The organism is Pseudomonas sp. NFX183 (assembly GCF_047943075.1).
Lineage (GTDB): Bacteria > Pseudomonadota > Gammaproteobacteria > Pseudomonadales > Pseudomonadaceae > Aquipseudomonas.
The window spans coordinates 909,356-923,227 of sequence record NZ_CP181333.1 but is presented as its reverse complement, the minus strand read 5'-3'; the positions used below and the strand labels follow the sequence as shown (position 1 = coordinate 923,227).

Genomic DNA, 13,872 nt, shown 5'->3' with positions numbered 1-13,872 from the left:
AAGATTGGCGTCGCCGTTCACCCGGTTTTGACAGCCAGTACCTCCCTCCATAACAACAGATAGATGCACGTAAGGGATCTACTCGTGAAGATCAACACACTCTCTGCCCTGCTTTTAGCATCGGGCCTAGGTAGCTTTGCGCCGCTGGTTTTGGCAGACACCACCCAGGATGTCGGTTCGGTAAATGTTGCCGGCAAACAAACCCTGGGCAACGGGCACATGATTCGCGAAGAAAGTGCCAAGGCGCGTTCGACGGTGACCAAGGAAGCCATGGACGAAATGTCCGCGACCGCCAACGCCATCGACAAGCTTAAATACACGCCGGGCATCAACGTATCCAGCGACGACGCCAGCGGCACCAGCGGCACCAACTTCACCATGCGGGGCATGAGTTCGGACCAGGTCGGGGTGTCTGTCGACGGCGTGCCGATCAACGACTCGGGCAACTACAGCGTGTATTCAAACCAGCTCGGCGACCCGGAAAACCTCGCCGAAGTGTTTGCCACCCAGGGCTCCTCCGAGGCGGACGGCCCGCACATCGGCTCCAGCGGCGGCAACATCGGCATGATCACGATTCGCCCGACCAAAGAGTCCGGGCTGTTCGCCAAACAGATCGTCGGTGCCAATGACCTGCGCAAGACGTTCGTGCGGGTGAACACGGGCGATTTTGGCGGCCTCAAGAGCTGGGTGTCGGCCTCTCACCTTGAGGGTGACAAGTGGCGCGGCAAAGGCACGCTGCGCAGTGACAAAGTCGAGTGGAGCAGCCTGTTTGAAGACGGCAACGGCAACTCCACCCTGGCCACGGTGAAATACAACAACCAGGAAAATTACAACTACAACACCCTGAGCAAGTCGCAGTTCGGGACCGATGGGCGCCGCAAGGACTACTCGGAAACGCCGGTGTACAAGTCGGGTTTGCTGTCGTCGTCCTATAAGCTCAATCGCAACCCGTTCGAAAGCGTCAACGCCACGCTCACCCAGCGCTGGCAGTTGCAGGACAACCTGGCGCTGACGGTCACGCCCTATTACTACTGGGCCAACGGTGGCAGCTTCAGCGGCCAGACCGCATCCAACCTGGGGCCAAAGTCTGATAAAGCCGGCAACTACAACCTGAGCAACCTGCAATCGGCCAACTATTACCGGCCATCGTGGACCGAAACCTGGCGCCCTGGCGTCACCGCGAAAATGAAATGGGACATCAACGAAGAACACAGCCTGGACTACGGCTACTGGTATGAACGCGCGCGCCAGCGCCAGACCCAGCCGTTTATCGGCATCAACGGCGAAGGCGCGCCCGATGATGTGTGGGGCGATTACAACAGCGGCGGGCAGGTCGTCGACAAGAACGGCGCGACTGTCCAGGGCCGCCACTACTACACCGTCACCCCGTCGCAGAAACTCTGGGTGCAGGACAGCTGGCAGGCCACGCCGGACCTGAGTTTTGTCGGCGGCGTGGCGTACCAATACGTCGAGCGTGACGGCAACAACCTCGGCAGCCTGTACGACAAACCAGAAAAACGTAACACCCGTTATCACCAGTTCCTGCCGAGTTTCAGCGCCAAGTACCAGGTCGACGAAAGCAACCAGACCTTCTACAACGTCACCCGCAACATGCGCACGCCGCCCAACTATGTGCTGTACAACAAGGGCGACTCGGTCAGCCTGAAGTCTGAGTTGAGCTGGAACCAGGAGCTGGGCTGGCGCTACACCGAAGACGACATGGCGTTGAGCGCGACCCTGTTCTACATCAGCTTCAAGGATCGCCAGGTGTCGACCACCGATTCTGCCGGCGACTACATGGTGCTCAACGTCGGCAGCGTTGATAACAAAGGCCTGGAACTGGAGTGGAGCGGTTTGTTGCCGCATCACTTCAACTACTACGCCTCGTACACCTACACAAAGTCCGAGCAGCAAGACGATTTGCTCAGCAAGAATGTGCTGTTGCCGACGGCGGGCAAGCAACTGGCCAACGTGCCGGAAAACATGTTCAACCTGGTGTTCGGGTATGACGACGCGCGCTTCTACGGCAACATCGCGGGCAAGTACGTCGGCAGCTTCTATGGCGATTTGACCAACAAGGAAAAAATCGAAGGCCGCACGGTATTCGACCTGAACGCTGGTATTTACTTGCCGGTGGACAAGAAAGTCATCAAGTCGGCAGCGTTGCGCTTCTCGATGCTTAACGTGTTCGACAAGCAATACCTGAGCTCGACCCGCACCGTGGCGTTCAACTCGGTACCGGTGAATGGCCTGGCGCCGAGTACGGCGTATTACAACGTGGGGGAAGAGCGCACGGCGATGGTGTCGCTGGAAGCCAACTTCTAACTAAGGCTGGCGCAGAGCAAAATGTGGGAGCGGGCTTGCTCGCGAAGGCGGTGGATCAGTCAATACCTGTAGCAACTGACACTGCGCTTTCGCGAGCAAGCCCGCTCCCACATCAGTTCTGCAGTGTTTTGCAGATTAGCTATTTCAACGCGGCCATGATCGCATCCGGGTTGTAATCGCGAATCAGCGTGCCGTTCACGTCCACAAACGGAATCCCGCCGCCGCCCAATGCCTCATAGGCTTTGCGCGCCTTGGCATCCTTCTCAATGTCCAGCGCCTGGTACGGAATGCCTTTCTGGTCCAGAAAACGTCGGATCTGCTTGCAGTAGCCACACCACTCGGTGGCATAGAGCACCACGCGCGCCGATGTGCGTACTTGCTCCGAAACCACCTGCGAGGGGTTGAACAGCCGCTCGATCTTGCCCCAGTTCTGGATCACCACCACGACCAGCAACACCAACAGGACTTTCTTGAAGACCCCGCCGAGCATCAGTTGCGGCGCTTGAGCTGGTCAGTCAGTTGGGTCGGCAGGCCTTTGATGATCAAAGTGCCAGCGGCTTCGTCGTACTCGATCTTGTCGCCCAACAGGTGCGCTTCAAAACTGATGGACAAGCCTTCGGCGCGACCGGTGAAGCGGCGGAACTGGTTGAGGGTGCGTTTGTCGGCCGGGATTTCCGGCGACAGGCCGTAATCCTTGTTGCGGATATGGTCGTAGAACGCTTTTGGCCGGTCTTCATCGATCAACCCCGACAACTCTTCCAGGCCCATGGGCTCGCCGAGTTTGGCCTGGCTGCTGGCGTAGTCCACCAGGGTTTTGGTCTTTTCGCGGGCAGATTCGTCGGGCAGGTCTTCGCTCTCGACAAAGTCGCTGAACGCCTTGAGCAGGGTACGGGTTTCGCCCGGGCCGTCGACGCCTTCCTGGCAGCCGATAAAGTCGCGGAAGTATTCCGAGACCTTCTTGCCGTTCTTGCCTTTGATAAACGAGATGTACTGCTTGGATTGCTTGTTGTTCTGCCACTCGGACACGTTGATCCGCGCCGCCAGGTGCAGTTGGCCCAGGTCCAGGTGACGCGAGGGCGTCACGTCCAGCTCATCGGTCACTGCCACGCCTTCGCTGTGGTGCAGCAGGGCGATCGCCAGGTAGTCGGTCATGCCTTGCTGGTAGTGGGCAAACAACACGTGGCCGCCGGTGGACAGGTTGGACTCCTCCATCAGCTTTTGCAGGTGCTCGACCGCCGTGCGGCTGAAACGGGTGAAATCCTGACTGCCGTCGAAATATTCCTTCAACCAGCCGCTGAACGGGTGCGCGCCGGACTCGGCGTGGAAGAAACCCCAGGCCTTGCCTTGTTTGGCGTTGTAGCTCTCGTTGAGGTCGGCAAGCATGTTCTCGATGGCGGCCGACTCGGCAAGCTCCGAATCGCGGGCATGTAGAACTGCGGGTGTGCCGTCGGGTTTTTTGTCGATCAGGTGGACGATGCAGTGACGGATCGGCATAGGCTTCTCGGCTGGTTGAAGGGGAGCGGTAAGCCTCCCCAAAAAGTCGCCAGTGTACCGCACCCATTGGCCATGACGCGCTTGGAAGGCTGTTTTGGGCGACCTCCCACGGGCTATATGCCTTTTTTTCACGGTTTAGAGCGATAAAGCTGACCAAATGGGTATGTTGAGGCGGATATTTCCCCGTCTCTGTGCTAGTTTTGCCCCGTCTTACGCCAAGACTCGGCGTTAAGCGTGCATTCAGCATCTGTCAGGTCGAACCAATCCCCGTTTCAAGCATCTATAACCCCGATCCCGTGGTTATGGCCGGGGGTGCCAGGCCTTGACGGTCAGGCTCGACGGCTGACACTGCACTCTGCAATCCATATGAATTTGATAGGGAAGGAACACCACAATGGCTATTACTAAAGACCAACTGATCGCTGACCTGGCTGAAGCAGTAGACGCACCGAAAACTACCGTGCGCGCTCTGCTGGACCAACTGAGCCAAGTTGTTGCTGATCAGCTGGAAAACGGCGGCGAAATCACTCTGCCAGGCGTTGGCAAACTGAAAGTGACTGAGCGTCCAGCCCGTACTGGCCGTAACCCTTCGACTGGCGCTGCCATCGAAATCGCTGCCAAGAAAGTTATCAAGCTGGTTGTGGCCAAAGGCCTGACCGACGCTGTTAACAAGTAAGACGCAGCAAAAAAAACCGTGCTCCGGAGCAATCCGGGCACGGTTTTTTGTTGCCTGCGATTTGACTGCAGTGGCGGCTCAACCGTGGCGAGGGAGCAAACGCCCTCGCCACCGTTTCAGTCGCGCACCCAGCGCTGACGCCAGATCTGCTGCTCGTTCTTGGTCTGGAAGGTCCAGGCCACGAAGCGGCTTTGCTTCTGACCCTGGGACATTTCCACCACTTGGCTTTCGAGTACGCCGGCTTTTTTGAGGGCTGTCTGGATCGCGGGCAAGTTCGACGCTTTTGACACCAGGGTGCTGAACCACAGCACCTTGTGGGCAAAGTGCGCACTCTCGGCGATAAGCTGCGTGACGAAGCGCGCTTCACCGCCCTCACACCACAGCTCCGCCGACTGGCCACCGAAGTTCAGGACCGGCAACTTGCGCTTGGGATCGGCCTTGCCCAGGGCGCGCCACTTACGCTCGCTGCCCTTGGTGGCTTCTTCCATGGACGCGTGGAACGGCGGGTTGCACATGGTCAGGTCAAAGCGTTCGCCCGGCTCCAGCAGGCCCAGCAGGATCTGCTTGGGGTTGGGTTGCTGACGCAGTTGGATAACTTTGCTCAGGTCGTTGGACTGTACGATGGCCTTGGCGGCGGACACCGCGATAGGGTCGACCTCCGAGCCGAGGAAGTTCCAGCGGTACTCCATGTAGCCAATCAGCGGGTAGACGCAGTTGGCGCCCATGCCGATGTCCAGCACCTTGACGATTGAACCGCGCGGGATCTTGCCGTCGTTGACGCTGGCCAGCAGGTCGGCAAGAAAATGCACGTAATCGGCACGCCCCGGCACCGGCGGGCACAGGTAGTCCGCCGGAATGTCCCAATGCTGGATGCCATAGAACGCCTTCAACAGCGCCCGGTTGAACACCCGCACTGCGTCCGGGCTGGCAAAGTCGATGCTCTCTTTACCGTACGGGTTGATGATCACAAATTGCGCCAGTTCCGGCGTGGTCTTGATCAGCGCCGGGAAGTCGTAACGGCCTGTGTGGCGGTTGCGCGGGTGCAGGGTTGCCTCTTTGCGCGGTGCCACGGGCTTGGCCGGGGCGGCGGGTTTAGGCTTCTTGCGCGGAGGTTTAGGTGTGCTGGGGGCGGTCATGTTGATTCTGGTGTTGGCTCAAAGTGGTGGGCATTGTCACACATCCTGAGACCCTCTCGGGCAAATGTGGGAGGTGGCTTGCCCCCGATTGCGGTGTGAGGGGCAAAATATGCAGACTGATACACCGCCATCGGGGGCAAGCCCCCTCCCACATTGACTGGATTGCCAGCAAGGATTGGAAAATTCCAGGGCAAAAAAAAGAGGCCCGAAGGCCTCTTTCTTACACGGGGTTCACCTTACAGGCTGGAAATCCGTGCATGTTGCTCTGCCAGCTTGCCCAAGGCCTGTTCAGCCTCGGCCAGCTTGGCGCGTTCTTTGTCGATCACTTCAGCCGGCGCCTTGTCGACGAACGCCGCGTTGGACAGCTTGCCGCCCACTCGCTGCACTTCGCCTTGCAGGCGGGCAATTTCCTTGTCGAGACGGGCCAGTTCCGCGCCCTTGTCGATCAGGCCAGCCATCGGCACCAGCACTTCCATGTCGCCGACCAACGCAGTCGCGGACAGCGGTGCTTCGGCGCCGTCAGCCAACACGGTGATCGACTCCAGTTTTGCCAGCTTCTTGAGCAGCGCGTCGTTCTCGGTGAGGCGACGTTGATCTTCGGCGCTGGCATTCTTCACGAATACCGCCAATGGCTTGCCCGGCCCGATGTTCATTTCGGCGCGGATGTTGCGCGTGCCGAGCATCAAGGTCTTGAGCCATTCGATATCGCTTTCGGCCGCCTCATCAATGCGCGCTTCGTTGGCCACCGGCCAAGGCTGCAACATGATGGTCTTGCCTTCGATACCGGCCAGCGGCGCGAGGCGCTGCCAGATTTCTTCGGTGATGAACGGCATGAACGGGTGCGCCAGGCGCAGGGCCACTTCCAGCACGCGCACCAGGGTGCGGCGGGTGCCACGCTGACGTTCGACCGGCGCGTTTTCGTCCCACAGCACAGGCTTGGACAGTTCCAGGTACCAGTCGCAATACTGGTTCCAGATGAACTCGTACAAGGCTTGTGCGGCCAGGTCGAAACGGAACTGGTCGAGTTGGCGGGTCACTTCGGCTTCAGTGCGCTGCAACTGCGAGATGATCCAGCGATCAGCCAGGCTCAGCTCATAGGCTTCGCCGTTCTGGCCGCAGTCTTCGCCTTTATCCAGCACGTAGCGCGCGGCGTTCCAGATCTTGTTGCAGAAGTTGCGATAGCCTTCGACGCGGCCCATGTCGAACTTGATGTCGCGACCGGTGGATGCCAGCGAGCAGAAGGTGAAGCGCAGGGCGTCAGTGCCATAGCTGGCAATGCCGTCGGCGAACTCGTCGCGGGTCTGCTTCTCGATCTTCTTCGCCAGTTTCGGCTGCATCAGGCCCGAGGTGCGTTTGTGCACCAGGGTTTCCAGGTCGATGCCGTCGATGATGTCCAGCGGGTCCAGGACGTTGCCCTTGGACTTGGACATCTTCTGGCCCTGGCCATCACGCACCAGACCGTGCACGTACACGGTCTTGAACGGCACTTGCGGCGTACCGTCTTCGTTCTTCACCAAATGCATGGTGAGCATGATCATCCGGGCAACCCAGAAGAAAATGATGTCGAAGCCGGTGACCAGCACGTCGGTGGAGTGGAATTTTTTCAGGAACTCAGTCTGTTGCGGCCAGCCGAGCGTGGAGAATGTCCACAGGCCCGAGCTGAACCAGGTGTCCAGTACGTCGTTGTCCTGTTGCAGCGCCACGTCCGGGCCGAGGTTGTGCTTGGCGCGTACTTCGGCTTCATCGCGGCCAACGTAGACCTTGCCCGACTCGTCGTACCAGGCCGGAATCCGGTGGCCCCACCACAGCTGACGGCTGATGCACCAATCCTGAATGTCACGCATCCACGAGAAGTACATGTTTTCGTACTGTTTAGGCACGAACTGGATACGGCCGTCTTCCACGGCGGCAATCGCAGGTTCAGCCAACGGCTTGGTGGACACGTACCACTGGTCGGTCAGCCACGGCTCGATGACGGTGCCGGAGCGGTCGCCTTTCGGCACTTTCAGTGCGTGGTCGTCAACGCTCACCAGCAAACCGGCAGCGTCGAACGCCGCCACGATCTGCTTGCGCGCTTCAAAACGGTCGAGGCCGGCGTATTCGGCCGGGATCTTGCCGTCGATGCTCTCGTTCAGCGTACCGTCGAGGTTGAACACCTGGCACGCCGGCAGCACGGCGGCATTCTTGTCGAAGATGTTCAGCAGCGGCAGATTGTGGCGCTTGCCGACTTCGTAGTCGTTGAAATCGTGAGCCGGGGTGATTTTCACGCAGCCGGTGCCGAATTCAGGGTCGCAGTAGTCGTCAGCGATGATCGGAATACGACGGCCAACCAACGGCAGCTCAACGAACTTGCCGATCAGCGCCTGGTAGCGTTCATCGTTCGGGTTAACGGCCACGGCGGCATCGCCGAGCATGGTTTCCGGACGTGTCGTGGCGACGATCAGGTAGTCGTTGCCCTCAGCGGTCTTGGCGCCGTCGGCCAGCGGGTACTTGAGGTTCCACAGGAAGCCTTTCTCGTCGTGGTTTTCCACTTCGAGGTCGGAAATCGCCGTGTGCAGCTTGGTATCCCAGTTGACCAGACGCTTGCCGCGGTAGATCAGGCCGTCTTCGTGCAGGCGCACGAAGGCTTCTTTCACGGCTTCCGACAGGCCGTCGTCCATGGTGAAGCGCTCACGGCTCCAGTCTACGGACGAGCCCAGGCGACGGATCTGACGGCTGATGTTGCCGCCGGACTGGTCTTTCCATTCCCAGATCTTCTCCAGGAATTTCTCGCGACCCAGGTCATGACGGTTCTGGCCGGTGGCTTCGAGTTGGCGTTCCACCAGCATCTGGGTGGCGATACCGGCGTGGTCGGTGCCCGGTTGCCACAGGGTGTTGCGGCCCTGCATGCGGCGGAAACGGATCAACGCATCCATGATCGCATTGTTGAAGCCATGGCCCATGTGCAGGCTGCCAGTGACGTTCGGTGGCGGAATCATGATGGTGTAGGCATCACCCGCGCCTTGCGGAGCGAAATAATTCTCGGACTCCCAGGTCTCGTACCAGGAAGTTTCAATAGCGTGCGGCTGGTAGGTCTTATCCATGCGCGGCGGGACCCTAGTTGGCATTAATTCAGGAAAGCCGGCAAGTATAACGGGGGATAGGGCGCAGGGCGAGGCGAAGACAGGCTAGAGACGTACGCAGTGCAAATGTGGCAGGGGGCTTGCCCCCGATGGCAGTAGGTCAGTGACTGATAAGCTGACTGACCCAGCGCTATCGGGGGCAAGCCCCCTCCCACAGTAGATCCAGGTGTGGCTCAGGACTGATATTGGCTGAGCAACCGCTCCATGCGCGCATCCATTCGCCGTTTGATTTCGGCTTCGATATGCGGAGCAAAGTCGTCGATCACGTCTTGCATGATCAACTGCGCAGCGGCGCGCAACTCGTTGTCCAGATGCAGCAGCAGGGCGTCGGGCGCTTTTTCTGCGGCGGGTTTGGCTTCTGCCACGGGAGCGGCAGCGACAGGCTCGGGTGCAACAGGCTTGCCACTGACCATGTCGAACAGCAGCGGAATCTGTACCTCGGCGTCGACCGTTTCGGTCAGCAGCGGCGGTTGCAAGCCATCATCACCGAGCAACTGACGGATCGACTCGAGGTCGTCCAGCAGGTGGTCGTCTTTTTTTATAGGGTTTGGCGTGTCCATCATGTACTCAAAGTCGTTGTAGCCGGTGATCCTGCAGAGAATAGCCCTGTTCGCGGTAGAAACGGAAACTCTCCCGCGCGGCCTGACGAATAGCCGGATCTTCCACCACCACTTCTGCCACACGGGCAAATGCCTTGGCGAAGGCGGGTACTTTCAGGTCCAGGTTGACCAACAGGTCGTTGTGATCGCCGCAGCTGTCACCCAGGCCCAGCACAACCAGGCCTTCGGGTTCGGACTCGGCAGGGCCGTGCGGCACGAAGCTTTCGCCCTTGAAGCGCCATAAGCGCGCGTCGAGGTCGTCACGTTGGGCAGCATCGCTGCAATGCAGGTAGATGCGGTGGCCCATGCGCCAGGCTTTTTCGGTGAGCTTGCAGGCAAAGTCCAGGCGCGCGGAAGGATCGGCGCTGGGCAATATATAGAAGTCGACTTGGGTCATTGCGGTTCCTGAGACCAGGGCGGCAAGAGGGCCGCCCCGGAATCTTCAGTTTCAGGCTTTGGCGCGATCCAGCAGGTACTGGGTCAGCAGTGGCACCGGACGGCCAGTGGCGCCCTTGTCCTTGCCGCCGCTGGTCCAGGCCGTGCCGGCGATGTCCAAGTGAGCCCAGTTGAAGTTCTTGGCAAAGCGCGACAGGAAGCAGGCCGCGGTGATGGTGCCGGCTTTCGGGCCGCCGATATTGGCGATGTCGGCGAACGGGCTGTCCAGCTGCTCTTGATATTCATCGAACAGCGGCAGTTGCCAGGCGCGGTCGTCGGCAGCCTTGCCGGCGCTGAGCAGTTGCTCGATCAACTCGTCGTTGTTGCCCAGCAGGCCCGACGTGTGGGCGCCCAGGGCAACCACACAGGCACCGGTCAGGGTGGCGATGTCGATCACGGCCTGTGGCTTGAAGCGTTCGGCGTAGGTCAGCGCATCGCACAGCACCAGACGGCCTTCGGCGTCGGTGTTGAGGATTTCGACGGTCTGGCCGCTCAGGGTAGTGACGATATCGCCCGGACGGGTCGCGCCGCCGCTCGGCATGTTCTCGGCACACGCCAGGATGCACACCAGGTTGATCGGCAGCTTGAGTTCCAGCACGGCACGCAGGGTGCCGAACACGCTGGCGGCGCCGCCCATGTCGTACTTCATCTCATCCATGCCTGCGCCCGGCTTGAGGCTGATGCCGCCGGTGTCGAAGGTGATGCCTTTGCCGACCAGCGCGTAAGGCTTCTCGGACTTCTTGCCGCCGTTGTATTGCATCACGATCAGGCGTGGCGGCTGGTCGCTGCCCTGGCCCACGGCATAGAAGGAGCCCATGCCCAGGTCCTTGATTTTTTTCTCGTCCAGCACCTCAACCTTCAGGCCCTTGAATTCTTTGCCCAGCGCCTTGGCCTGTTCGCCCAGGTAAGTCGGGTGGCAGATGTTCGGCGGCAGGTTGCCCAGGTCGCGGGTGAACGACATGCCGGCGGCGATGGCCTGGGCGTGGGTTACGGCGCGCTCGACTTCAGCCTGGGCGGCCTTGATGGTCAGCAGGGTGATTTTTTTCAGAGCGCGCGGTTCGGCTTTCTGGCTCTTGAACTGGTCGAAGACGTAGGTGCCATCCACCAGGCTTTCGGCCAGCAGGCGGGTCTTGCCGTAGCTGTCACGGCCTTTTACGACGATTTCATCCAAGGCCAGTGCTGCATCGCTGCCGCCCAGGCCCTTGAGGGTGTTGAGAATGCCGCTGATGATCTTGCGGAAGGGACGGTCGCCCAGTTCGGCGTCCTTGCCCACGCCCACCAGCAATACGCGGTCGGCTTTAAGGTTGGGCAGGCTCTGCAGCAACAGGCTTTGGCCGACTTTGCCGGCCAGGTCGCCGCGCTTGAGCACGGCGCTGATGGCGCCACCGCTGAGTTCATCCAATTGCTTGGCGGCGACGCCGAGCTTGCGGCCTTCGCCGACAGCGACCACGAGGGTGGCGGTTTTCAACGTTTCGGGGCTAACGCTTTTTACAACCAATTCCATTTTCGGGTCCCTTATAAAGGTCTGTGAGCCTGAGTCTGTACCCAGGCTTTAAAGCGTGGCAGCTCTGTAAACCGCCAGCGACAAAGGCCGCAGTTTGAACCTCGCCAGCGGAGCCTGACAACCCTTGCCGCATGCTTTGTGCACGCGTATGAGCAAGCACCGTGACAGGCGCGGTCAATCACAGGATAATGCGCCATCTTTTTAGCCGGCCCGTGCAAACGGGTCGACTCGGTATGCTTGCTTGTTTGGCCGCCTTAGCCTGACAACCCTGGAGTGTCTGGTTTGATCGTCTTCCGTTATCTGTCCCGCGAAGTCCTGTTGACCCTGAGTGCCGTGAGTGCGGTATTGCTGGTCATCACCATGAGTGGTCGTTTCGTCAAATTCCTGGCTCAGGCCGCTTCGGGCGCTCTGGATCCGGGCTCGCTGTTCCTGATCATGGGCTTTCGCCTGCCAGGCTTTTTGCAACTGATCCTGCCACTTGGCCTGTTTCTCGGGATTTTGCTGGCCTATGGCCGGCTGTACCTCGAAAGTGAAATGACCGTGCTGTCGGCCACCGGCATGAGCCAGCAGCGTCTGCTGGCCATGACCATGGTGCCGGCCACCGGCGTTGCCCTGGTGGTGGCATGGTTGAGCATGAGCCTGGCGCCTCAGGGCGCCATGCAGTTCCAGCTGCTGCTGAACAAGCAGGATGCGATGACTGAGTTCGACACCCTCGAGCCTGGGCGCTTTCAAGCGCTGAACGATGGCACGCGGGTGACTTACACCGAGACCATGACGGATGACCGTGCCAACCTGGGCGGCGTGTTTATTTCGCAGAAAAATCTCGGGCAGAACCAGAAAGACCGTGGCATCTCGATTCTGGTGGCCAACAGTGGTCGCCAGGAAGTGCGTCCGGATGGCAGCCGTTACCTGATCCTGGAAAATGGCTACCGTTACGACGGCAGCCCTGGCCTCGCCGATTATCGGGCGATCAAGTACGACACTTATGGCGTAATGCTGGCCAAGCCGGACATCAGCGAAGAGGTCACTGACCGCGATGCGCTGCCGACATCGTCGCTGTTCAACAATAAGGAACTGCGCTCCGTCGCCGAGCTGCAATGGCGGCTGTCGCTGCCGCTGCTGGTATTTATCGTGACGTTGATGGCCGTGCCGCTGTCGCGCGTCAACCCGCGTCAGGGTCGCTTCCTCAAGCTGTTGCCGGCAATTCTGTTGTACATGGCCTACCTGACCCTGCTGATTTCCGCCCGTGGTTCCATGGAGAAAGGCAAGTTGTCGCCGGTCCTCGGCCTGTGGGGCGTGCACGGGATCTTCCTGTTGATCGGCCTGGGGCTGCTCTACTGGGAACCTATCCGTTTGAAAATGAAGAGCCGTCGTGGCCTGAAGGAGTTGGCTCGTGGCTAAGCTCGATCGCTACATTGGTAGCAGCGTACTGATCGCCATTCTGGCGGTATTGGGCATTATTCTTGGCCTGGCCTCGTTGTTCGCCTTTATTGACGAAGTGGGCAACGTCACCGACACCTACACCGTCATGGATGTGTTGAGTTACGTGGCGCTGACCGCACCGCGCCGGCTCTACGACATGATGCCGATGGCCGCGCTGATCGGTTGCCTGATCGGGCTGGGCAGCCTGGCCAGCAGCAGCGAACTGACCATCATGCGCGCCGCCGGTGTATCCATCGGGCGCATTGTCTGGGCGGTAATGAAGCCCATGCTCCTGCTGATGGCGTGCAGCGTGCTGATCGGCGAATACGTGGCGCCACCGGCCGAGGCCACTGCTCAGGCCAATCGCGCCCTGGCCCAGGGCTCGGGGGATGCACAAAGCGCCAAGCACGGCCTGTGGCACCGTCAGGGTGATGAGTTCATCCACATCAACGCCGTCCAGCCGGGCGGTTTGTTGGTGGGTGTGACGCGTTATACGTTCGACAAGGAACGGCACATGCTGACCTCCAGTTTCGCCAGGCGCGCGCAATACGATGCCGAGAAATGGACGCTCAGTGACGTCACCACTACGTACTTCCGCAATGTTGGCCAGGGCACCAAGGCCAGCACCGAAGTGATCAATGTGCCGAGCGAACAGTGGGATATCGCCCTGAAGCCGGAACTGCTCAACACGGTGGTGATGATCCCGGAGAGCCTGCCGATTACCGGTTTGTGGAGCTATATCCACTACCTCAAGGATCAGGGCCTGAATAATGGCCGCTACTGGCTGGCGTTCTGGGTCAAGGTGCTGCAGCCGGTGGTCACCGCCGCGCTGGTATTGATGGCGATCTCGTTCATCTTCGGCCCGTTGCGTTCCGTGACCCTCGGTCAGCGGGTGTTCACCGGCGTACTGGTGGGCTTTACCTTCCGTATCGCCCAGGACTTGCTCGGTCCGTCGAGCCTGGTGTTCGGTTTCTCGCCGCTGTTTGCGGTGCTGGTGCCGACAGCGATTTGCGCCCTGGCCGGGTTCTGGCTGTTGCGCCGCGCGGGTTGATACTGCGCTTATGAACAAAAAATGCCCCGTTCGAGAGATCGGGGCATTTTTGTTCTGGTCAGCAAAGATGACGTCTGGCCTGAGCATCAGGTACAATTCCCGGCTATT

General features: G+C 59.9%; 11 protein-coding genes. 4 read left to right on the top strand and 7 right to left on the bottom strand.

All coding sequences use genetic code 11. The features are described 5' to 3' along the window. Window positions 1-84: 84 nt before the first annotated feature. Window positions 85-2,325, top strand: coding sequence for a TonB-dependent receptor (locus ACM530_RS04415; protein WP_416364333.1), 2,241 nt, complete (start codon window positions 85-87; stop codon window positions 2,323-2,325). A 139-nt stretch (window positions 2,326-2,464) separates the two neighbouring features. On the opposite strand, the gene ACM530_RS04410 is transcribed toward ACM530_RS04415, so the two are convergent. Both ACM530_RS04410 and yejK read right to left on the bottom strand, forming a co-directional pair. Next, window positions 2,465-2,815 carry a glutaredoxin family protein gene (locus ACM530_RS04410; protein ID WP_416364332.1) on the bottom strand — a complete coding sequence of 117 codons (351 nt, stop codon included), beginning with the start codon at window positions 2,813-2,815 and terminating at the stop codon, window positions 2,465-2,467. Further along, window positions 2,815-3,819 (bottom strand): nucleoid-associated protein YejK, encoded by a 1,005-nt coding sequence (gene yejK / locus ACM530_RS04405; RefSeq protein ID WP_106579474.1) that lies wholly within the window; start codon window positions 3,817-3,819, stop codon window positions 2,815-2,817. The genes ACM530_RS04410 and yejK overlap by 1 nt, the downstream gene beginning before the upstream one ends. Window positions 3,820-4,213: 394 nt before the next feature. Between yejK and ACM530_RS04400 the strand changes: the two genes are divergently transcribed. Then, window positions 4,214-4,495, top strand: coding sequence for an HU family DNA-binding protein (locus tag ACM530_RS04400; protein ID WP_003188840.1), 282 nt, complete (start codon window positions 4,214-4,216; stop codon window positions 4,493-4,495). Window positions 4,496-4,611: 116 nt separating this feature from the next. On the opposite strand, the gene rlmF is transcribed toward ACM530_RS04400, so the two are convergent. The 5 genes from rlmF to ACM530_RS04375 all read right to left on the bottom strand — a co-directional run bounded on the left by rlmF (window position 4,612) and on the right by ACM530_RS04375 (window position 11,291). Then, window positions 4,612-5,631 carry a 23S rRNA (adenine(1618)-N(6))-methyltransferase RlmF gene (gene rlmF / locus ACM530_RS04395; RefSeq protein ID WP_416364331.1) on the bottom strand — a complete coding sequence of 340 codons (1,020 nt, stop codon included), beginning with the start codon at window positions 5,629-5,631 and terminating at the stop codon, window positions 4,612-4,614. Between the two features lie 236 nt (window positions 5,632-5,867). Further along, a complete protein-coding gene (locus ACM530_RS04390) occupies window positions 5,868-8,714 on the bottom strand; it encodes a valine--tRNA ligase (protein WP_416364330.1) in 2,847 nt (948 codons plus the stop codon). 212 nt (window positions 8,715-8,926) lie between these two features. Continuing rightward, entirely contained in the window at window positions 8,927-9,313 is a 387-nt protein-coding gene (locus tag ACM530_RS04385) for a DNA polymerase III subunit chi (protein WP_145161375.1), read from the bottom strand. Window positions 9,314-9,320: 7 nt separating this feature from the next. After that, window positions 9,321-9,749 (bottom strand): DNA polymerase III subunit chi, encoded by a 429-nt coding sequence (locus ACM530_RS04380; RefSeq protein ID WP_242194515.1) that lies wholly within the window; start codon window positions 9,747-9,749, stop codon window positions 9,321-9,323. A gap of 51 nt (window positions 9,750-9,800) precedes the next feature. Beyond that, complete coding sequence (locus ACM530_RS04375) at window positions 9,801-11,291, bottom strand: leucyl aminopeptidase (RefSeq protein WP_416364329.1); 1,491 nt, start codon at window positions 11,289-11,291, stop codon at window positions 9,801-9,803. A gap of 282 nt (window positions 11,292-11,573) precedes the next feature. Between ACM530_RS04375 and lptF the strand changes: the two genes are divergently transcribed. Both lptF and lptG read left to right on the top strand, forming a co-directional pair. After that, window positions 11,574-12,692: an LPS export ABC transporter permease LptF gene (gene lptF / locus ACM530_RS04370; protein ID WP_145161384.1), complete on the top strand. Its 1,119-nt coding sequence runs from the start codon at window positions 11,574-11,576 to the stop codon at window positions 12,690-12,692. Further along, the gene (gene lptG, locus ACM530_RS04365; protein ID WP_106579467.1) at window positions 12,685-13,764 is read left to right on the top strand and encodes an LPS export ABC transporter permease LptG; all 1,080 of its coding nucleotides are present in this window, start codon (window positions 12,685-12,687) and stop codon (window positions 13,762-13,764) included. Before lptF ends, lptG begins: the two co-directional genes overlap by 8 nt. Window positions 13,765-13,872 lie beyond the last annotated feature (108 nt).

What these genes read in the sequence shown, in the direction of transcription:
- ACM530_RS04375 (WP_416364329.1), bottom strand. Translation starts at nt 11,291, where the DNA reads ATGGAATTGGTTGTAAAAAGCGTTAGCCCCGAAACGTTGAAAACCGCC.
- ACM530_RS04400 (WP_003188840.1), top strand. Translation starts at nt 4,214, where the DNA reads ATGGCTATTACTAAAGACCAACTGATCGCTGACCTGGCTGAAGCAGTA.
- ACM530_RS04385 (WP_145161375.1), bottom strand. Translation starts at nt 9,313, where the DNA reads ATGGACACGCCAAACCCTATAAAAAAAGACGACCACCTGCTGGACGAC.
- yejK (WP_106579474.1), bottom strand. Translation starts at nt 3,819, where the DNA reads ATGCCGATCCGTCACTGCATCGTCCACCTGATCGACAAAAAACCCGAC.
- ACM530_RS04410 (WP_416364332.1), bottom strand. Translation starts at nt 2,815, where the DNA reads ATGCTCGGCGGGGTCTTCAAGAAAGTCCTGTTGGTGTTGCTGGTCGTG.
- ACM530_RS04390 (WP_416364330.1), bottom strand. Translation starts at nt 8,714, where the DNA reads ATGGATAAGACCTACCAGCCGCACGCTATTGAAACTTCCTGGTACGAG.
- rlmF (WP_416364331.1), bottom strand. Translation starts at nt 5,631, where the DNA reads ATGACCGCCCCCAGCACACCTAAACCTCCGCGCAAGAAGCCTAAACCC.
- ACM530_RS04380 (WP_242194515.1), bottom strand. Translation starts at nt 9,749, where the DNA reads ATGACCCAAGTCGACTTCTATATATTGCCCAGCGCCGATCCTTCCGCG.